Origin of the sequence: Saccharopolyspora spinosa NRRL 18395 (assembly GCF_000194155.1) — a bacterium.
In the GTDB taxonomy this organism is placed as follows: Bacteria; Actinomycetota; Actinomycetes; order Mycobacteriales; family Pseudonocardiaceae; genus Saccharopolyspora; species Saccharopolyspora spinosa.
The window spans coordinates 1,762,297-1,782,676 of sequence record NZ_GL877879.1 but is presented as its reverse complement, the minus strand read 5'-3'; the positions used below and the strand labels follow the sequence as shown (position 1 = coordinate 1,782,676).

17 protein-coding genes are annotated in these 20,380 nt (G+C 67.2%); 10 read left to right on the top strand and 7 right to left on the bottom strand.

From position 1 onward, the window contains the following. Positions 1-3: 3 nt before the first annotated feature. From SSPN_RS0127340 to SSPN_RS0127310, 7 genes are read right to left on the bottom strand one after another with little or no spacing between them, the layout of a single operon-like run. The gene (locus tag SSPN_RS0127340; protein ID WP_010311309.1) at positions 4-1,092 is read right to left on the bottom strand and encodes an ABC transporter ATP-binding protein; all 1,089 of its coding nucleotides are present in this window, start codon (positions 1,090-1,092) and stop codon (positions 4-6) included. Continuing rightward, a complete protein-coding gene (locus tag SSPN_RS49325; protein WP_010311307.1) occupies positions 1,089-2,867 on the bottom strand; it encodes an ABC transporter permease subunit in 1,779 nt (592 codons plus the stop codon). The genes SSPN_RS0127340 and SSPN_RS49325 overlap by 4 nt, the downstream gene beginning before the upstream one ends. Next, positions 2,864-4,468: an amidohydrolase gene (locus SSPN_RS46050; protein ID WP_010311306.1), complete on the bottom strand. Its 1,605-nt coding sequence runs from the start codon at positions 4,466-4,468 to the stop codon at positions 2,864-2,866. Before SSPN_RS46050 ends, SSPN_RS49325 begins: the two co-directional genes overlap by 4 nt. Before the next feature lie 14 nt (positions 4,469-4,482). Then, positions 4,483-5,931, bottom strand: a complete 1,449-nt coding sequence (locus tag SSPN_RS0127325) for an aldehyde dehydrogenase family protein (protein WP_010311303.1) — start codon at positions 5,929-5,931, stop codon at positions 4,483-4,485. After that, on the bottom strand, positions 5,928-6,308 hold the full coding sequence (locus SSPN_RS0127320) for a cupin domain-containing protein (RefSeq protein ID WP_010311301.1): 381 nt from the start codon (positions 6,306-6,308) through the stop codon (positions 5,928-5,930). Before SSPN_RS0127320 ends, SSPN_RS0127325 begins: the two co-directional genes overlap by 4 nt. A gap of 26 nt (positions 6,309-6,334) precedes the next feature. Beyond that, positions 6,335-7,918: a phytoene desaturase family protein gene (locus tag SSPN_RS0127315; protein ID WP_010311299.1), complete on the bottom strand. Its 1,584-nt coding sequence runs from the start codon at positions 7,916-7,918 to the stop codon at positions 6,335-6,337. 9 nt (positions 7,919-7,927) lie between these two features. After that, a complete protein-coding gene (locus SSPN_RS0127310; protein WP_010311296.1) occupies positions 7,928-8,299 on the bottom strand; it encodes a nuclear transport factor 2 family protein in 372 nt (123 codons plus the stop codon). A gap of 81 nt (positions 8,300-8,380) precedes the next feature. Between SSPN_RS0127310 and cds1 the strand changes: the two genes are divergently transcribed. From cds1 to SSPN_RS61795, 10 genes are all read left to right on the top strand, one after another. Beyond that, on the top strand, positions 8,381-9,520 hold the full coding sequence (gene cds1 / locus SSPN_RS0127305) for an L-cysteine desulfhydrase Cds1 (protein WP_010311293.1): 1,140 nt from the start codon (positions 8,381-8,383) through the stop codon (positions 9,518-9,520). Continuing rightward, positions 9,510-10,265, top strand: coding sequence for an IclR family transcriptional regulator (locus SSPN_RS0127300; protein WP_010311291.1), 756 nt, complete (start codon positions 9,510-9,512; stop codon positions 10,263-10,265). Before cds1 ends, SSPN_RS0127300 begins: the two co-directional genes overlap by 11 nt. Positions 10,266-10,626: 361 nt before the next feature. After that, a complete protein-coding gene (locus SSPN_RS0127295) occupies positions 10,627-12,852 on the top strand; it encodes an ATP-binding protein (protein WP_049887686.1) in 2,226 nt (741 codons plus the stop codon). A gap of 124 nt (positions 12,853-12,976) precedes the next feature. Further along, positions 12,977-13,147, top strand: a complete 171-nt coding sequence (locus SSPN_RS0127290; RefSeq protein WP_202798917.1) for an integrase — start codon at positions 12,977-12,979, stop codon at positions 13,145-13,147. Positions 13,148-13,634: 487 nt separating this feature from the next. After that, complete coding sequence (locus SSPN_RS0127285; RefSeq protein ID WP_148272047.1) at positions 13,635-14,591, top strand: peptidase; 957 nt, start codon at positions 13,635-13,637, stop codon at positions 14,589-14,591. A gap of 83 nt (positions 14,592-14,674) precedes the next feature. Beyond that, entirely contained in the window at positions 14,675-15,955 is a 1,281-nt protein-coding gene (locus tag SSPN_RS0127280; RefSeq protein ID WP_010311282.1) for an acyl-CoA dehydrogenase family protein, read from the top strand. Positions 15,956-15,980: 25 nt separating this feature from the next. Then, positions 15,981-17,189 carry an acyl-CoA dehydrogenase family protein gene (locus SSPN_RS0127275; RefSeq protein ID WP_010311281.1) on the top strand — a complete coding sequence of 403 codons (1,209 nt, stop codon included), beginning with the start codon at positions 15,981-15,983 and terminating at the stop codon, positions 17,187-17,189. Positions 17,190-17,193: 4 nt separating this feature from the next. Then, the gene (locus SSPN_RS0127270) at positions 17,194-18,324 is read left to right on the top strand and encodes an isocitrate/isopropylmalate dehydrogenase family protein (RefSeq protein ID WP_010311277.1); all 1,131 of its coding nucleotides are present in this window, start codon (positions 17,194-17,196) and stop codon (positions 18,322-18,324) included. A gap of 17 nt (positions 18,325-18,341) precedes the next feature. After that, positions 18,342-19,172 carry an amidohydrolase family protein gene (locus SSPN_RS46045; protein WP_049887672.1) on the top strand — a complete coding sequence of 277 codons (831 nt, stop codon included), beginning with the start codon at positions 18,342-18,344 and terminating at the stop codon, positions 19,170-19,172. Positions 19,173-19,433: 261 nt separating this feature from the next. Further along, positions 19,434-20,273, top strand: coding sequence for an FHA domain-containing protein (locus SSPN_RS61795; protein ID WP_272941771.1), 840 nt, complete (start codon positions 19,434-19,436; stop codon positions 20,271-20,273). Positions 20,274-20,380 lie beyond the last annotated feature (107 nt).

Sequence of the window (20,380 nt, the reverse complement as noted above, 5' to 3'; positions counted from 1 at the left end):
CCGTTACTCCTTCTCCGACCTAGGCATGACGCGAACAGACCCGGCTGGTAGCTCGACGCCGACGCGCCGGCCGGGTTCCCAGACCGTGTGACTCCCGCTGTGGCTGACCGAGCACCTGAGCCGCCCGGCTCCGGGCACATCAACCTCGTACTGGCTGGTACTGCCGAGATAGACGGCTTCGTGGACGACACCGGAGAACGTGGCCGGCCGGTCGCTGATCTGGATTCGCTCCGGCCGAACCAGCACGACGCCGTCCGTGCCCTCGGCCAGCCCGTGGGTCGGCACGGAAAGCACGACGTCTCCCACGCGGACGTGACGGTCGTCCACGATCCGGGCGGGGATCGTGTTGTTGTCGCCGAGAAAGTCGGCGACGAAGACCGACACCGGGGTCTCGTAAAGTTCCGTGGGGGTCCCGACCTGTTCGATCTTGCCCTGGCGCATGATCGCGACGCGGTCCGACATGGACATGGCCTCGTCCTGGTCGTGCGTCACGTAGACCACCGTCAGCCCGAGTTCCCGTTGCAGGCTCCGGATTTGCAGCTGTAGCTGGAGGCGCAGCTTGCGATCCAGTGCGCCCAGCGGTTCGTCCATCAGCAGCACCGGCGGGTTGAACACGACCGCGCGAGCGACCGCGACTCGTTGCTGCTGACCGCCCGAAAGCTGACCTGGATAGCTGTCCGCCCACTGTTCCAGCCGGACCAGCTTGAGTGCCTCGCTGACCCGGCGGGCGATCTCCGGACGCCGCAGCCGGCGCATCTCCAGCGGGAAAGCCAGGTTCTGGAACACGGTCAGATGCGGGAACAGCGCGTAGTTCTGGAACACCATGCCGATGTCGCGATGGGTCGGCGGGACGTTCGCGACGTCCCGGCCGTCGATGAGCACGTCGCCACCGGACGGTTGCACGAACCCGGCGAGCATCATCAGCGTCGTTGTCTTGCCGCAGCCCGACGGACCGAGCAGGGTGAAGAACTCGCCCGCCGGAATGTCGACGTCGATCCCGTCGACCGCCCGTGCGCCGGCGTACTCCTTGGTCAGCCCGCGCAGGCTCACTGAGCCGCGCCGGGTCGTCGTCGCTTTGGTGGCCACGCTCATTTCTTCCTGCCCTTCCGGGAGCCCAAAGCGGCCAGCAGGGGCGCCAGCCCGACGCCGGCCCCGGCCAGCGCCATGATCACGACCGCGGCCGCGGCGATCGTCGGGTCGCTCTGGATCGTCAGCGAGTCATACATCTGAACCGGTAGCGTGCTGACCCGCACGCCGCTGAGGAAGATCGCCATTGACGTCTCGTCGAACGAGGTGATGAACGCGAGGAACAGGGCGACCACAATGGACGGTCGCAGTAGCGGCACCAGCACCCGGGTCAGCCGCTTCCACGGCCGGGCGCCGAGGCTCGCCGCGGCCTGTTCGAGTTTCGGGTCGAGTTTGCGCGCGCTCGCCAGCACGACGATGAACGCGAACGGGATGGCAAGCGCGGTGTGGGCGAGAATCAGCCCGATGCGGCTGTCGGTGAGATACAGCGGGAGGAACGCGACGAACATCGCCGCCGCCGCGACCACCGTGGGAAACAGCAGCGGTATCAGCATGAGCGTGTTGGTCAGCCCGCCGAGTCTGCTCAGGCCACTGCGCACCACGCCGAGGGCGGCCAGCGTGCCCAGCGTGGTGGCGAGCACCGCGACCACGGCCGCGACCTGAAGCGACGTGACGATCGGTTCACTCCACGCCGCGTCGGCGAGGTTGCGGTACCACTGGAGCGACCAGCCGGGCGGCGGCACCACCATCGCGCGCGACGACGACAGCGACACCGGGATCGCGATGAACTGGGGCAGCAGGAGCAGCAGCCCGACCATCAGGCTGTACGCCTTGAGCAACCAGCCCGCGCGCGAGATCCCGCTGGTGTCGAGCGGCCGGACCAGCACGGCCAGCATCCGCGTGAGCACGCCCGCCGATGTCCGGCCGGGAACGGCGGCGCCGGACTGGGCCGTGTTACGTGGCGCTGCAAGGGTTTCCAGAGAACCTCCGAAGCGCCATTTGTACAGCGCCACGACCCCCAGCACACACAGCGCGAGGAGGGTGGCGGCGGCCGCGGCGAAACCGTAGTCCGCTCGCTGGGCGATCGCCGCCTGGATCGTCACGCCGAGCATCGCGCCGGAGTTGCCGCCGAGGATGGCCGGGATCACGAACGCGCCGACGCCGTAGACGAAGCACAGCACGACCCCGGCTTCGATCCCCGGTTTGGTCTGTGGCAGGTAGATCCGTATGAACGCCGTGGCGGGCCCGGCGCCGAGGCTCTGCGCGGCGGGCACGAGGTTCGCCGGGACCTGCCGCATCACGCTGGTCAGCGGCAGGATCATCAGCGGGAGCATGTAGTGCGTCATCCCGACCGCGACGGCGAACGGGCTGAACAGCAGGTCGTGCGTGCCCAGGCCTAGCACCTCGGTCAGCTTGTTCACCAGTCCCTGGCGGCCGAGAATCACCTGCCAGGCGAAGCTGCGCACCAGGACACTCGTGACGTACGGGGTGATCACGCAGAGCATCAGGAACTTCCGCCATCCCGGCCCGGCGGTGACCATGACGTGCGCCAGCGGGTACCCGAGCAACAGGCTCAGTGCGGTGGCCATCGCGGAGATCCCGATGGTGCGCAGGATCGTCCGGACATACCCGAAGTTATCGAACACCGCACCGTAGTTCTGCAGCCCGACAGTCGGGTCGGTGAAGCTCCTGACCAGCAGCACGGCGAGCGGCACGACGTACACGAGCACGATGAACAGGGCTGCCGGGACGCACAGCCACAGCGAGCTCCCGCGCAGCGTTCGGCCGAGGCCCGGCTTCGTGGCGAGCGGGACCTCCGGCAGTGCGGCCCGGGTGTTCATCGCGAGTAGACCTTCCGGCCGCCCAGCCACGTCGCCTCGACGGTGATCGCACCCAGGTCCGGCGCGGTCAGCGGGTCGGCCCCGGTTACGACGAAGTCGGCGTGCTTGCCGATTTCGATCGAGCCGATTTCGTTCTCGCGGCCGAGCGAGTGGGCCGCCCATCGGGTGTACATCGCGATTGCCTCGTCGACCGTGATCGCCTCCTGCGGGTCGAGCACCGCCCCGTCCTGGCTGCGGCGCGAGATCGCGGCCTGCATCGCGGGGAACGGGTGATGCTGGTCGGGGGTGATGCCGATGGCGTCCGAGTTGCCCGGGACGGGCAGGCCCGCGTCGATCAAGGTGCGGAACGGCATCACCGGGCCGATCCGATCCCGCCCGAGGTGCTTGATGTAGCCGGGCGCGGTAGTGAGCAGGAACGCTGGCTGTGGCACCGGGACGATCCCGGCCCGGGCGAGTCGCTTGACCCGTTCGCTGGTCATGAACATGTTGCCGGCATGCTCGATTCGGTGTCGCAGCACGCCGTGCCGGGCTTCGGGCAGCGCTTCAACGGCGTCGATGGCCTGGTCGAGCGCGCGGTCGCCGATGGCGTGCATGGCGATCTGCAGGTCGGCGTCGTCGACGATGCGGACGATCTCGCAGACCTCCTCGTCGGTGTAGGCGAGTTCGCCACGATAGCCGGGCTGACCGGGGTAGTCGTCGTGGAGCGCGGCCGCGCCCGCGGTGAGCCCACCGTCGAGGAATATCTTGACGCCCTTGAGCCGCAGGCGTGCCGGATCGGCCGTGGCGAAGTGCTCGCCGAGCCGGCCCGACGTGATGTCCTCTTTGGACAGTATGGTGGGCAGCTTCGGGTAGACGGCGACGCGGAGCAGGAGATCGTCTTCGAGCGCGAGCAGCGCGTCGAGGCCCTCGGTGTGCAGCATGATGTCGCCCAGCGCGGTGACGCCGACGCTGAGATACCGCTGCTGTGCCCGCTTGATGCCGTCGACGAGAGCTCCGAGGGGCGGCTGGGGTCCGCCGAGGGCGGCGAACATGTCGTAGGTGCGCCCGGTCGCGGTGCCGTCCGTGTCCCGCTCGATCCGGCCGCCTGGCGCGTCCGGGGTGTCGTCGTCGACGCCGAGCAGCTGCAGCGCACGGGAGTTGAAGACATTGAGGTGGTAGCTGGCGCGGTACATGACCGGATGGTTCATGCTGACCTGGTCGAGGTCGTGCCGGTCGGGATACCGTCCTTCGGTGAGTTTGAGGTGCTGGTAGTGCTCGCCCTGCCCGAGCACCCACTCCCCGGTGGGGGTCTTGTTCGCCTTGTCCCGCAACACGTCCACGATCTCGGCGACCGAGGAAACCCGGCCGGCGCGGCAGTCCTCCGCGATCTCCCACGCATACGCGAGCAGTTCCAGGTGTGAGTGGGCATCGATGAGTCCAGGTAGGACGGTCGCGCCGTGGAGATCGACGATCTCGGGGTCGCCGGGCACGCGCAGCACGCTTTCCCGGTCGCCGACCGAGACCACGACGCCGTCGCAGAAGCGGAAGGCGTCCGCGACCGTGCGCCGGTCGTCCATCGTGATCACCCGTGCATTGACGACGCACACATCGTTGTCGGGCAACGTGTTCTCCTCTGCTATCCCAGGTGGACGGTCTTGAATTCGAGGAACTCCTCGACCCCAGCACGGCCGCGCTCGCGACCCAGCCCGCTTGCCTTGGCCCCGCCGAAGGGCAGTTGCGGTTCGCTGATCAGCGCGCGGTTCACCGCGACCGAGCCGACCACCAACCGGCGTGCGACGGCGAGCGCCCGCTGGCGGTCACGCGTGAAGACGTACCCGGCGAGGCCGTATTCGGTCGCGTTCGCCAGCCGGACGGCATCCTCTTCATCCCGGCAACGGACGACAGCCAGCGCGGGCCCGAAGATCTCCTCCCCGAACACCGCGGGCGGAGCGTCCCCGGGGGCGGCGATCAAGGCAGGCTCGAGGAACGCGCTCACGGCGTTCTCGCTTGACCGTCGGCCGCCGGTGAGCAGCTCGCCGCCTTGGCCGACGGCGGCGGCAAGCTGGTCTTCGAGCCGCTTGACTGCGGCCAGGTCGATCAGCGGTCCGAGGTTCGTGCCTGCCTCGCGTGGGTCGCCCACGCGCAGGGTTTCCGTTTGCTCGCAGAGCTTTTCGACCAGGGCGTCGTAGACCGGCTCGACGGCGTAGACGCGGTTGGCGGCCATGCAAGCCTGGCCCGCGTTGAGGAACCTCGCCCGCACGAGCTGGGCGGCGGTGAGGTCGAGATCGGCGTCCGCCAGCACCACGGCGGGCGAGTTCCCCCCGAGTTCGAGCAGGACCCGTTTGATCGTGCCGGCCGCGGCCCGCATGATCCGTTCGCCGACCGTGCGCGAGCCGGTGAAACTCACGCACGCGACCTCGGGCGCGCTCAGCAGCACGTCACCGACCTGCTCGGGTCGGCTGGCGGTCACGACGTTCCAGACCCCGGCAGGCAGCCCGGCCCGCTCGAACACCCCGGCGAGAGCGAGCGCGGTCAACGGGGTCTGTTCCGCGGGCTTGTGCACCACGGTGCAGCCGGCGGCGATGGCGGCGCCGACCTTGCACGCCACCAGGAATGCGAAGAAATTCCACGGTGTGATGGCAGCGACGACCCCGACCGGTTCGCGCAGCACGGCCGCGTCGCGATCGGCGGTGATCCCCGGCCAGTACTCACCGTGCAGCCGCAGGGTTTCGTGGCTGAACCATTCGAAGAAGCGGATCGTGTTGGCCGCCTCGCCGTGGGCCTCCGCGAGCGGTTTGCCGGTCTCCGCGCAGATCAGGTCCGCGAGCTCGTCCGCCACCTCGCGCAACGCGTCCACGCAGCGCCGCAGCACCTCGAACCGTTCCCAGCCCGGCATCGACGCCCAGCTGGGCAATGCGTCCGATGCCGCGACGATCGCGGCCTCCAAGTCCACAATGGACGTTTCGGCGACTCGGGCGAGGTGTTCGCCGGTCGCGGGTTCGAACACGTCGAAACAGTCCCCATCGGGTGCGCTGCCCACGAGACGCTCGACGGCGGCACGGCCGGGGGAGGTGGTGGCACTCATGGCAACCGGTACTCCTCGTCCGCGACACCCGGTCCCCACTCGACGTCTCCGAAGTGGACGGCGAGCTGGATCAGCTGGCTGTCCGGCGCGGACCCGTGCCAGTGCTCCACGCCGGGCTCGGTCCAGCACACATCGCCAGGACCGAGCGTCGCCGATTCCCCGTCGCGCTCCTGAATCCAACCCTGCCCGGCGATCGTGTACAGCAACTGCCCACCCTGGTGCCGGTGCCAGTGCGTGCGGGAGCCGGGCGCGAAATACATGGTAAGTGCGCGGGTTCCGGCTTCGTTGAGCACGATGTCCGACCAGACCTGGCCGGTGGTCGTCGACGACCGCAGCCCGGTTTCCCTGCCCTGCGGGATGCCGCGTCCGATGTGCATGTCGTTTGTCTCCCTCTGCAGTGGACTCAGGCGTCGGCAAGCATGTGCCGGGCGGCGTTGTAGCCGGTGACACCGCTCATGAAGTTCCCGGGCCAGGTGCCGACCCCGCACAGGTACAGGCCGGGGACGGGGGTGCGCGATCCGGCGCAGCCGGGCATCGGCCGGGAGTTGAAGATGTGGCCGGGCACGATGTCCCCGTGCGCGCCGTTGCCTTCCGGAAGCCCGAACTCTCGCTCTAGGTCGAGCGGGGAGTACACGTGGTAGTCCGCCAGCACCTGCGACAGGTTCGGAATGTGCTCCTCCAGCGTCGCGACGACGGCCTTGCCCAGCTCGTCCTTCTGCTCGTCCCACGTGCCGTGCGCCAGGTGGTACGGCACGCCACGGACGCTGAGGCTGACGAAATGGCAGCCCGGCGGGGTGAGTGACGGGTCGTGCGCCGAGTCGATGATCCCGGTGATCGTCGGGCGGTCGGTCCACCTCCCGGCCACCGCCGTGGCATAGGCGTGCTGCAACACCTCCAGGCTCGGCGCGACCCGGAAGTTGGTGCCCAGGAACAGTTCGTTCTCCTCGGCCGAGGTCGCGGCCGCGAACCGGGGGGTGCCGTCGAGCGCCAGGTGCACCTTCGCCGACGAGCCCTTTACCGAGATCGCTTCGGCCCGCCGGTACAGCTCCTCGCCAAGATCCGCCGGGCCGAGCAGCCGGGTCAGTGTCAGTTTGGCGCTGGCGTTGGACAACACGCGCCGGGCCCGGAACTCGGTGCCGTCCGTGAGCACCACGCCCGTCGCCCGCCCGTCCTCGCACAGCACCTTCGTGACCTCGGCGCCGGTGCGGATCTCCACTCCGAGGGCACGGCAGGACTCCGCCATCGCACCGGTGACCGCGCCGATCCCGCCGAGGGGCGCGCTGTTGCGCATCATCAGGTCGTTGTCGTCCTGGGTGCCGGCGCGACGCATCGACTCCTCCCACAGTGGACGCTGCAGGAGCAAATATGCGCTGCCCGGGGTATGCGGGCCGACGAGGTTGGTCGCCACCGCGGTGCCGGCGAAGAACGCTTGCAGCTCAGGGGAGTCGAGGTGCTCTTCGAGGATTTCGGCGACGGATCCGAACATTACCTGCTCGAACGCCCGCTGCTGCGCGGGCGTCCGGAACCGTGCGGCCACGGACGCGAAACTGGGGGGCGGATCGTAGAACGACACGTCCATCTGCCGCGCCACCGTGCGGAAGAAGTCGAGCACGCCGTAGAAGCCGTCGGGATCACGCTCGCTGCGGGCGAACTTCACGACCTCGGCGTGCCGCCGCTTGCGGTCGCGCCACGGCGCCAGCGCGCGCCCGTCGGAGAACATCGTGAGTGAACCGAGCGCGGGGTGCCGGAACCTTAGCCCGAACCGGGCCAGTTCCATGTCCCGGATTATCTGCGGGTCGAGGCTGTGACTGGCGTTGGCCACGCTGCTGCCGCGGTAGCCCGGGAAGATCTCCTCGGTGACACAGGTGCCGCCGACCATGTCCCGCCGCTCCAGCATCAGCACCCGCCATCCGGCACGGGCGAGGTAGAAGGCGCCGATGAGTCCACTGTGGCCGGTACCTATCACGATCGCGTCGTAGTTTTGCACGAGTGACCCCTAACCGAGCGGCCGAATGGTGCGCGAGGAGATCCGCCACCCGTCGGCGCAGCGGCGAACCGTGTCGCGGTACTCGGCGGCGGCGACCCCGGTCTGGCGGAGCGTGAGCGCCTTGGACACGCAGGTGGCCTCGTTCGGCCCGGCCGGGGTGACGACCACGTTGGTGATGTGGTGGCTCAGCGCGGGCGTCGCGATGGCTTTGAACGCTTCGATCAGCGAGAGCAGGCCCTCGGCGGTGAGCCGGCCGGGGTTGTCGAACCGGATCTCCGGTGCGAACACCTCGCCGAGCCGGTCGTAGTCGTGCGCGTCGAGGACGTACGCGACCGAGGCGAGCAGTTGGTGGATTTGCGCCTGGTCGTCGGGCGAGAGCATGCCGGGCAACTGGGGTTCCTCCGGATCGGGCAACTTCCATCTGGTGGTTGTATTGCTTCCGCTTGGCAGTAGTATGAGCATGTGGTCAAACCGAAGTCAAGCCATCTCGCACGCCCAAATAGCCGGATTTCCGAGCGCCGAGCCTGGATCGCCGAGGCGGTCCGCAGAGTCGAGGCGGACGCCAACCGCAGCGCGGACACCCACCTGCATGTCTTCGAGCTCCCAGGCATGCCCGGGGTGGACCTGTACCTGAAGGACGAGTCGGTGCATCCGACCGGCAGTCTCAAGCACCGGCTCGCCCGGTCGCTGTTCCTGTACGCCCTGTGCAACGGCTGGCTCGGACCCGACACCACCGTGGTCGAGGCTTCCAGCGGATCGACGGCGGTCAGCGAGGCGTATTTCGCGCGGCTGCTGGATCTGCCGTTCGTGGCTGTGATGCCCGCAGCCACCAGCCGCGAGAAGATCTCGTTGATCGAGTCCTTCGGCGGGCAGTGCCACTTCGTCGAGCAGTCTTCGGAAGTCTACGAGGAGGCGCGGCGACTGGCACGCGAGAAGGGCGGCCACTATCTCGACCAATTCACGTACGCCGAGCGTGCGACGGACTGGCGCGGCAACAACAACATCGCCGAGTCAATCTTCGCGCAGTTAGCTGCGGAACGACATCCGGTCCCGTCCTGGATTGTACTGAGCGCGGGCACCGGTGGTTCGTGCGCCACCATCGGCCGCTATCTGCGGTACCGGCGGCACCCCACGCGCATGCTCGTCGCCGATCCCGAGAACTCCGCGTTCATCGACAGCTGGCTTCGTGACGATCCGACGGTGCGGACCGACGCGTCCTCGCGTATCGAAGGGATCGGCCGCCCGCGGGTCGAGCCATCGTTCGTCCCCGGTGTCGTCGACGACATGCTCTTGGTGCCGGACGGGGCATCGATCGCCGCCATGCGCTGGGCTTCGAGTCGGCTCGGCCGCCGGGTCGGCGCGTCGACCGGCACCAACGTCTGGGCGGCGCTGCACGTGGCCCGGCTGATGGCGGAGCGGGGTGAGCGGGGCAGTATCGTCACCCTGCTCTGCGACGGCGGCGAGCGGTACGCCAGCACGTATTTCGACGACGGCTGGCTGCGGGCGCGCGGCATCGACTTCGCCCCGTACGCGGAGGTGCTGGAGGACTACGAGCTGACCGGTAGGTTCCGTCCCGAGGAGTGTGTCTGCGATGGACAGTAGTCGCGGTGCGAACGGACAGGGGGTCCGGTCGGTGACGCGGGCGCTGTCGCTGCTCTCCGCGGTCGCCCGCGGGCCGAAGACGCTCACCGCGCTGGCCGGGCATTCCGGGGTGAGCCTCAGCACGGCCTCCCGCCTGCTCGGTACCTTGAAAGCCACCGGCTATGTCAGCCAGGACACCGACGGCGCCTACATTCCCGGCCCCGAGCTGACCGCGATGATCTCCGCGACCGACATGTGGGCCGGCATCCGGTCGATCGCCGTCGACACCGTGCGGGACCTGCACGCGCGAGCGGACGAGACGAGCGCGTTCTTCGTCCGCGCCGGCGACGACCGGCTGTGCATCGAGTCCGCGGAATCCAGCAAGCTGGTCCGGCGGGTCTGCCTGCCCGGCGAACGGGGCCCGGTGTACCTCGGCGCGGCGGGAAAGGCGTTGCTGGCCTTCAACAACGCCGAGAACCAGCCCGTCGGCCTGCCCGCCGGCACGGACGGCTTCGCCGTGTCCGGGGGCGAACACCGGACGCTGGACGCGCTTCGGGCCGAATGCGCCGAGGTCAGGGCGCGAGGTTACGCCTACAGCGCCCGCGAATCGACGAACGAGTCCTGGTCCGTGGCGGCGCCGGTGTACCGGCAGCGCACGCTCGTCGGCGTGCTGTCGGTCGTCGTCCCCCTGACCCGCTACGACGACGACTATGTCCAACGGCTCATCCAGCTCACCTGCGAGGTGGCCACCGAGCGGAGCGGGTGAGCAATTCGCTGGCTACCGCTCCGCGGAACCGGCCCGGCGGAGTTCCGCCGGGCCGGCTCCGTCGTGGGCGTCACGCCCGCTGGGCCAGCAGGCCGGTGCTGGAATTCTGGCGGGCGCCGGTCGGCAGGGCGAAGATGTGACCAGCAAGAAATGCACGCAGAATCCAGTTGCCACCGATAGATCAGTCTTGGAGCCGAGCATGCCAAGCCGCAGACACGATCACTTGCCCACGCAACTAGCATGGCTTTGGTAGAGGTGGTGTGGCAAAGAGCGAGCGGTGTCGATTCCGGGTGTGGGTCGGTTTCCGGCCGAGTTGACGGATTTTGTTGGCCGTGTGTGGGAGACGGCCGAGGTGAAGCGCGTGCTGGGATCGTCCCGGTTGGTGACGTTGACCGGTGCGGGGGGGACCGGAAAGTCGCGGTTGGCGTTGCATGTCGCGTGGGAGTTGCGGCGGGCGTTTGCTGATGGTGTGTGGGTGGTGGGTTTGGCCTCGTTGCGGGATCCGGCGTTGTTGGGGGATACGGTCGTATCGGCGTTGGGAATGACCGATGTGTCGAATCGGGATCCGGAAACGGTGCTGGTCGACTATGCGGCGGAGAAGCAGTTGTTGCTGGTGTTGGACAACTGCGAGCACCTGTTGGACGCCTGCGCGCAGTTGATGACGGGCCTGTTGCGGGCCGCGCCGGGGCTGCGGGTACTGGCCACGAGCCGGGCGCCGCTGGAGGTCTCCGGTGAGCGCGTGTGGCAGGTTGGCCCGTTGTCGCTGCCGCCGGAGGGTTCGGTACCGCGTGATGGCGACCGGTATGAGGCGTTGGAGTTGTTTGAGCGGCGGGCAGCCGACGCCCTGCCGGGGTTCGCCCTGACCGACGGCAACACGGCGGCGGTGGCCCGGTTGTGCCAGCGGCTGGATGGGCTGCCGCTGGCGATCGAGCTGGCCACGGCTGCCCTGCGCACGCTGGACGTTGAGGAGATTCTGGATCGGCTGCAAGACCGTTTCCAGTTGCTCACGCACGGCGACAGGGCCGGGTCGGCTCGGCATCAGACGCTGCGGGCGGCGATCGAGTGGAGCTTCGAGTTGTGCACGCAGCTCGAGCGCACGCTGTGGGCCAGGTTGTCGGTGTTCCCGGGCGAGTTTTGCCTGGACGCCGCCGAGGACGTGTGCGCGGGCGAGGGCGTGGTGGCCGAGGATGTGTTCACCGGGGTGGCCGGGCTGGTCTACAAATCTCTGTTGGTCAAGCGGGAGGAAGGGCAGGTCGCCCGGTACCGGATGCTGGAAACGATCCGCCAGTACGGCCGGGAGCAACTCTCCGATGAAGAGGAAAAAGCTCTCCGTCGGCGGCATCGGGATTACTACCTGCACCTGGCCGAACAAGCGGAAGCGGACTGGTTCGGCCCCGACCAGGCGGGGTTGCTGGAGAGGTTCGAGTCCGAGCAGCCCAACGTGCGGGCGGCGTTGGAGTTCTGCCTCACCGAACCCGGTCAGGCCCGTACCGGGCTGCGGATGGCCGGCGCGCTGTATTGGTACTGGATCGTACGTGCGGTCCGTGATGGCCGGTGGTGGCTGGACCAGGCACTGGCCTGCGACACCGAGCCCAGCCCCGAGCGGGCCAAGGCACTGTGGGTTCTCTCCGCGATCGCCCTCGTTCAGGGCGACACCGCACACACTCTCACTGTCTTGCCCGAATGCGTCGACCTGGCCCGGAGGTTCGACGACGAGACGGTACTAGGGCATGCGTTGCAACAAGCTGGAAAGACAAAATGGTTTCATGACGACCTGCCGACGGCCGCCGCGCTGTACGAGCAAGCACTGGCCCACTACCGGAACGTCGGCGCAGAGGGCTGGATGCCGACGATGGCGTTGTTCCGCCTGGGCACGATCGTAGGCGCGCTGGGTGATACCGAGCGCGCGGTCGCGCTGTCCCAGGAGTGCATCACGCTCTGCCAGGCCACGGGTGAGCGATGGGCGCGGTCGTGGGGGCTGTGGCATCTGGCCCTCGCCCACTGGCTTCAGCGTGATCTGCTGCCGATGACCGCGTATGCGAAGGAAGCCCTCCGGCTCAAACACGCCCTACGCGACCCATTGGGCATGGCGTGGTGTGTCGAGATACTGATCTGGGCGGCCGCGACCCGGGACGACCTTCGGCGGGCCGCCGTCCTGTTCGGCATAGCCGAAGCATTGTGGGAACAAATCGGCGGATCGGTGGCCCCTTGGACGACCGCGCGCGAGTGGACCAGGCAGTACCAGACCAAGGCCCGCGATGCCCTCGGAAGCCTTGCCTGCGAAGCCGCCCTCCAGCAAGGCAAACGCTTCACACTCGATGAGGCCGTGGCCTACGCACTAGACGACCAACCACACACGCCACCTGTCTCCCCTCCCGCCGCGCCGTCTGAGCTACCGCTGACCCGGCGCGAGAGCGAGGTCGCCAAGTTGGTCGCCAACGGCATGTCCAACAAAGAGATCGCCGCCGCCCTCGTGATTGCCCGGCGCACCGCCGAGGCGCATGTCGAACACATCCTCACCAAGCTCGGCTTCACCTCCCGCGCCCAGATCGCATCCTGGATCACCGAACAACGCGACCTCGAATGATCCGGCGGCTCCAGCGCTACAGTTTCGATGAGCCAGCGGATCGGTGGGTTCGGGCCGGTGCGTGGCAGCGGTGCAGTTCGCTTGCCGGGATCATGCCCGCGTGATCGTGTCCCGGCTGTAAAAGGTGACCCGCAGGTTGCTGTTCGTCCCGTTGGTATTGCTGCGTCGCGAGACTGCCAAGGACGCGGGACTGCTCGTGCAGCGGCACGAGAACGCGATCCTGCGCCGTCAGCTGGCCAGCTCGGTCCGCTACGAGCCAGCGGGCCGGCTTGGGTCGCTGTCCTGCCGGGGCTGATACCCGTCGCGACGTGGTATTACACCGCACGCTTGCGCACCGGACCCCACCCACCCGAGCGGCGATCAAAAGTGCTCGCGAAGAAACCGTCGTCGCTGACTCGCCGACGTTCGCGACTGCACCTCCTTCGCAGCGTTCAACGGCCAACCGGCAGTTGAGACCAGCAGGGGGAAGTTCGGCAGCGATCGATCCACATTTGCGCCGAAGTCCTGGACTAACAGGTCTTATTTTCCGCGTGCCAAGCCGTTGCGGTAGTTGTAGAGGTTCCTTCCGATGTCCTTTACGCCAAAAGGGTGAGCCCGGTCCTGATAAAAGCTCGAACACGTTGAGTGATAACTTTTCTATTACGTTGCTGTGGCCTGGCACCGCGATCCTGTGGAAGGAACTTTAAGGGCATGTGCCGTGTATGAAAGGGCAACGCTATGGGCTACCTGTTTGGGCGAACTATAGAGTCCGGGCGTTCCTTAAAAGCGCACCTGGAGACGTTATGATATCCCACGTTAATGGGGAAGTTGCAAGAGGAGCTCACCGGGCACGCCAGTGGCTCAAGGACAATGGCATGCCCTACAGTGACGAGATTCCGCTCGAAGCTTCCGGCCGTGAGTTCGCCGATGGCGGCCACTACGGCGTCGAGATCCCGGTGGTCAACAGTTTCAAGGTGCTGGAGGCGACGCTGGGTCTGCTGAAGGAGGAGGGCCTGCCGGTCACTCGTTTCAACGAGACCCTCGGTGCGTTCCTGCTCTCCGACAGCGAGGTTCGGGACATGCTGGATCTGTGCCGGGAGAGCAATGTCGGCATGGTGTTCGCGCTGGGGCCTCGTCCCGAGTACGACCGCAAAGCTGCCTTCTACCGCGGCGGGTTCGGTGCTTCCCAGGGCCGCCGGATCAACAACAATGACGCGCTGGCGCAGTCCGCGGAAGAGGCGCTGAGGCTGACCGAGATGGGTTGCCGCGGCCTGATCGCCTACGACCTCGGTGTCATCCGGATGCTGTCGGAGATGCGTAAGGCGGGTGTGCTGCCTGCCGAGTTGATGATCAAATCATCTTCGCACTGCATCGTGTCGAACCCGATGACCTCACGGGTGTTCTACGAGAACGGCGTAAACAGTATTACGACTGTGCACGACCTTGGCCTGCCCGTGCTGCAGGACATCCGAAAGGGTTCGCCGGAGCTGACCATCGATTTGCCGACCGACGTCTACGGCAGCAAGGGCGGGTTCATCCGTTTTTATGAGGTGGCCGAACTGGTGCAGATCTGCTCGCCGATGATGCTGAAGATCGGCGCCAGCGCCCAGTCGCACCCGCACGACCCGGTGAACGAGAACACCATCCGGCAGCGCGTCCAGCGCGTCGCACTGTGCCTGGAGTATCTGAGTAAGTCCGGCATCGAGGCCAAGTACATCAGCGATCTCTCTCCGCAGCGCTGCGTGCCGGTCAAGGTCTGACTCACCCCGGTCGTCCCGGATGCCACCACCCGGGACGACCGGAGTACCTCACTCCTCAATAGGCAAGGGAGCGTTGCGGGACAATGGAATTCGTCGCCGTCGACGACAAGATCCAGCAACTGCGCGAACGAACTCGCAGCGTCGCAGAGGCAGAAGTCCAAACGAACGTTGTGACCCGTGACCGGAATGCGAGTTGGGATCAGACCCTTTTCACCAGGCTCGCGGAGATGGGCATCGTCGGCGCCTTGCTGCCTACCGCCCACAACGGGCTCGGCGCCACCGTGCTGGAGGCCGTCGCCATGCTCGAAGGTTTCGGCGAAGGCTCCGGCGACGCCGGGCTGTCTCTTGCGCTGGGGACACACGGTGTGCTGTGCGCTGTACCGATCGCCAAGCTCGGCAGCTTCGCCCAGCGGGAGCACTATCTCCCCAGGATGGCCTCCGGCGAGTGGCTCGGCGGGCTCGCATTGTCCGAAGTGGATGGTTGTGCCACGGAAACAGGTCCCGGAATCACGGCGGTTCAACAGCGCGAAGGCTGGCTGCTCGGAGGACGCAAGCCGCACGTGGTCAATGCACCCCACGCGCACCATTTCGTGGTTACCGCGGTCACGGCGACCGGCGAGAGGTCCGCGTTCCTGATCGACCGCAACACGCCTGGCCTTGCGGTAATGCCCAACGCGGAGCCCACCGCCATGCGTACCTGCCCGTCCGCCGACCTGGTGCTGGAAGACTGCCAGGTCCCGGCGGACGCAGTGCTCGGCAGGCCCGGTGCCGCCACCGACGAACTGGTACCGTTGCTCGCCGCGCTGGACCGAACCTGTTTGCTTGCACCGTGGCTCGGCATCATTCGTGAGATCACCCGGCAGACCGTCGCGCTTGTCACGGATCAGCCTTTCCACCAGGAAAGCCTCTCCAGCAACGGAGACGGCAGTCCTATCCTGCCAGGACAGCGTTCGAGAGGGACACATGTGCCGAACCCTCGGTCCACGTTGCCGACCGGCCCCGTGGCGGCCAGCGAAGTAACCAGACCAACCCTGTTCGGCGCGCCGCTGGTCCGATCCCAGGCAATCCGTGCCGCCATCGTGGACATGCGGACCAAGGTGGAGCTGGGCTCCGACCTGCTTTACCGGGCGGCCGGGCAGCTCGACCGGCCGGAGCCCGCGCCACGGCAGGACGCTGCGGCCGCCAAGCTTTTCATCACCCGCGCCGCACAGGACATCGCCCGTACCGCCGCCGGGATCGCCGGTCTCACCCCGCACCACCTGGCGGAGCGAGCGCAGCGCGACTCGCTGCTGCTCGCCGCGACGGGCGGCGGCCAGGAGATCCTGCGCTCGGTGGTCGCCGGAGCGCTGCTGGGACTGGGCTGAACCCGGCATATCAAGGGAGACTCACATGGGCTTTTCACTCGACGATCGCAGGTCGCTGATCGACGATCTGGACCGGCGGTTCTCCAACGGCATCGCCGACCGCGCCGCGGCCGCCGACGCGGACGGCTGCCTCCCCCCGGAGAACTGGCGGGATGTCATTGACAGCGGTTACCTGCGTGTGTTCCACCCCGCTGAGATCGGCGGCCTCGGCGCGGACGGGGTCACCCAGGCGATGGCGATGGAGACGCTGGCACGGGCCTGCCCCAACACGTACTGGTCGGCCACCATGTCCGCGCTGGTGGGTGGCAAGCTGATCCACACCTACGGCAACCTGGCCGACCACCGCAGGCTGCTCGACCCACTGCTCAGCGGTGAACGGTTGGCCTGCTTCGCGGTGGTGGAGCGTACCTCGGGCAGTGACGCGGGAACCTACGTCACGACGGCGCGCCGCGACGGCGACGGATACGTGCTCAGCGGCGAGAAAACGCGGGTCGCTAATGCCACCGACGCCGATCTCGCGGTGGTCATGGCTCGCTTGAACGGTGTCGAGAATGGTTGGTGCTTCGCCTTTGTCGACCTGCGGCAGGAGAGGGTTCGCACCTATCCGATGCCGGGCATGGGGCTGCGTGCGATGTCGTGGGGCGGGCTGGTGTTCGACGAGGCACGGGTGGACGCGAGAGACGTGGTGCCGGTCCGGCTCGACGAGTATCCAAAGGGCGTGTCGTGGGGCTGGCTGTTCATGTCGATCGCAGCGATCGCCATCGCCGAGTCGGCGCTGGAAGCATCGATCGAGCACGCGGGCACCCAGATCGCGTTCGGCAGGCCACTGGCTCACATGGAGGGTGTGCAGGCTGCGTTGGCCGAGATGCGTACCGAGATCGACGCGGCCCGGCTGTTGGCGCATCGCTGCGCTTGGCATCGTGGCGAGGGCAGGCTGGTGTTGGAATTGGTCGGCATGCTCAAGGCGTACGCCTCCGAGATGGCAGTACGGGTCACCCAGCATGCGGTGCAGATCCACGGTTCCTGGGGACTGACACCCGGCCATAAGGTCGAGCGGCTGTACCGGGATGCGCCGATGAACGTGATCGGCGGGTTCGCCTCCAACCGGCTGCGTGAACTGGTCGCCCAGGAACTTGGGTTGTCCGTGACCTACCAGGAATTCGACTGGCTTTCCCCCACCGGCCTCGCACGCGACAGCGGTGAGCACCTGGCCACCTCCCTCGTAACGGAGTGATCACATGTCCGGTCCCTACACCCTCGCGCTGTTGCCCGGAGACGGGGTGGGCGTCGAGGTCGTCGCCCAGGCACGGCGAGTGCTCGAAGCCGTCGCCCACCATGACCGCATCGACCTGCGCTTCGACGAGATTCCCGGTGGCGCGCAATACTTCCTCGAGCACGGCCACGACTGGCCGGAGGACGCCGAGCGGCGCTGCGCCGACGCCGACGCGATCCTCCTCGGCGCGATCGGCTGGCCGTCGTCGGACGGCCACGGCACCGCGATGCGGCCCGATGGCAAAATGGCCGGCTGGTCTGCGATCGTCGGCAACCGGATCGGGCTGGACCTGTACGCCAACATCCGCCCGGTCAAGCTGTTACCCGGTGTCCGGCACCTGATATCGGGAACTCACAAGCAGGTCTGGTCCCCTGAAAATGTCGACATGGTCTTCATCCGGGAGAACACCGAGGATCTGTACTCCGGTTCCGGTGGGATCCTGGCACCCGGCGGCGACGCCCAGGTAGCCATCGACACGCGGATCATCACCCGGCGATCCACGGAACGCATCATCCGGCTGGCGTTCGAGACCGCTTTGAAACGCGGCGGCGCACCTACCGACGGGAAGCGCCGGGTGACTTGTGTGGTGAAGGACAACATCCTGCACGGTTGCCGGATGTTCGTGCGGATCTTCGAAGAGTTAGGCGCGGAATACCCGACGGTGCAACGAGAAGTCGTGCTGGTGGACGCGTTCACCCAGTGGCTGGTTCGTCGGCCCGAGCAATACGACGTGGTAGTCGCGCCGAACATGTTCGGCGACATCATCACCGAACTCGCGTCCGCGTTGCAGGGCGGAATGGGCATGTCAGTGGGCTGCAATGTCGGCACCCGGCACGGCATGTTCGAACCGATCCACGGGTCGGCACCCAAACACGTCGGACGAAACCGCGTGAACCCGATCGCGACCGTGTTGGCCGCAGCGGAGGCTTCCGACGGATCGCTGTCCTCGGCCGGCGATCGGATCGAGGCGGCGGTGCGCACGGTAGTGAGCAAAGGGCAAACGCTTACCTATGACCTGGTAGGGCCGGAAGTGGCCGCGTCGACTTCGGCGGTCACCACCGCGATCATCGACGAGTTGGAGCTGGTCCACCCGTGATTCTGGTCGATGCTCAAATGCACGTCTGGGGCGCCGACACGCCCACCCGCCGATGGCCATCCGGCAGTGCGCACGCCGCGCACCGGCCGGTGCCGGTCGGCGTCGAGGAGACACTGCGGGTGCTGGACGAAGCGGGAGTGCACCGGGCTGTACTGGTGCCGCCGTCCTGGGAAGGCGATCGCAACGACTTGGCGCTGGACGCCGCCGCCCGCTACCCGAACCGGTTCGCGGTGATGGGCCGGATCTCTTTGACCGACACAGCGTCCACCAACCGGCTGGCCAGATGGCGGGAACAGCAGGGCATGCTGGGGGTCCGGCTTACCCTGCATCTCGATCCCCTGCGCGCCGCGTTCCGGCGAGGGGAGTTGGACTGGTTCTGGGCCGCAGCGGAAGCCGCCGGACTGCCGGTGATGGTGTACGCACCGGGGATGTCCAGACTGCTGGGCGAGATCGCTCGACGGCATCCCGCGCTGCGGCTGATCGTGGACCACTTGGCGCTTCCGGTGAACCTGGCCGGTGTCGAGTCCTTCGCGGACCTGCCCGAACTCCTTGCCTTGGCGCGGTTTCCCAACGTCGCGGCAAAGGCATCCGCGTTGCCGTGCCATTCCGAGCTCGGCCACCCATTCGGCGACGTGCATCACGCGCTGCATCGGGTGTTCGACGCGTTCGGCCCACGCCGACTGTTCTGGGGCAGCGACTGGACCCGGCTTCCCTGCCCGTACCGAGACAACATCTCGCTGTTCACAGAGGAACTATCTTTCCTATCCGATGAGGACATCCAGTGGATTATGGGAAAGGCACTACTGGGTTGGCTGGACTGGCCGACCGATGCGCAGCGCACCGGATGACGGCCGTGAACTCGCCACAATCAAACGGGAGAGCTTTGCACCTGCCGAAGATTTCATCCGTGCAGGTCAAACAGCATATTAATATTCGTGGATGATTCCTGCCAGGCGGTCGTCGGCGTAACTTGAGCTCGGCTATCCGATCGGAGCCGGTGATCGGTTGAGGGTCGGCGTGTAGCGGTGCTGCCTGGTTTATGGCCTGGTGGGGCCGGTGCGCATTGTGATGCTGTTCAAACTCGTGGAGCGCCTGGCCAGGCCGCGACGGTGCCGCTGTTCGTGTTCCACGCCGGGTATGCCCCGATCGTCCTCTCGCACGAGCTGGCCGGCGACCGCGCCCAGGTCTTGGTGCGGATCAAGGGTGATCGGGAGTTCTACGGCCCGGTCCTGGACCGGCGACGCGACGGCAGGCCGAGAAGACATCGTCTGCATCACCTCGGCGAGCATGCCGTGCGCGTACCGCATCTGCGACGGGAGTGGTGTCCGAGATCCTGCGAGGCGCAGGAGACGGCGGGCGCACTGCTGCGCTGCGGTTCTCTTCCCACGGGGCCACTGGCGCATTATGGTGTGGATCCCGGTCGGGTGCGCGGAAGCATGGGCCGCTGTGCCGGAGTACTGGTCATCTCGCTCCCCGAACCCACGAGCTGGCTGATCACTTCGACCGGTTTCGCGTCAGGAGATGTTATGAGCCATCCCGTAAATGATGTGCCGCCAACGAAGGAAGTGAGACGCTCACCGGAAGCCACCATCCCGTCGACCGAACCGCCCAAGCACGTCCGCATCCCGCAGGCTGACCGGGAGCCCGTTTCCCGCGGGGTGACCCCAAAGCTGATCTACACGCGTGGCCCCGACGCCGGGGTCGGGCATGAGGTGAACTCACCGTGCATGCTCGGACGTGATCACAGCTGCGACCTGGTGCTCGATGATCCCACTGTGTCCCGTTTTCACGCCGAGGTCCTGCTGATCAACAATTGTTACGTGGTGACCGACGTCGGCTCGCTGAACGGCACGTACGTCAACGGGCAGCTGATCGACCGTGCGGAGCTCGTCGACGGCGATGCGGTGTGGATTGGAACCTACCGTCTCCGTTTCCAGCTCGACGGCTGACTTCGAGCAGCCGGTACCGGCGCTCCGGGAAGCCTCATACATGCAGCCCCTGGTTGATCATTCCTCCCGCCCGTGGCGCGGGCAGCACCCTCGCCGCCCGCGCCGCG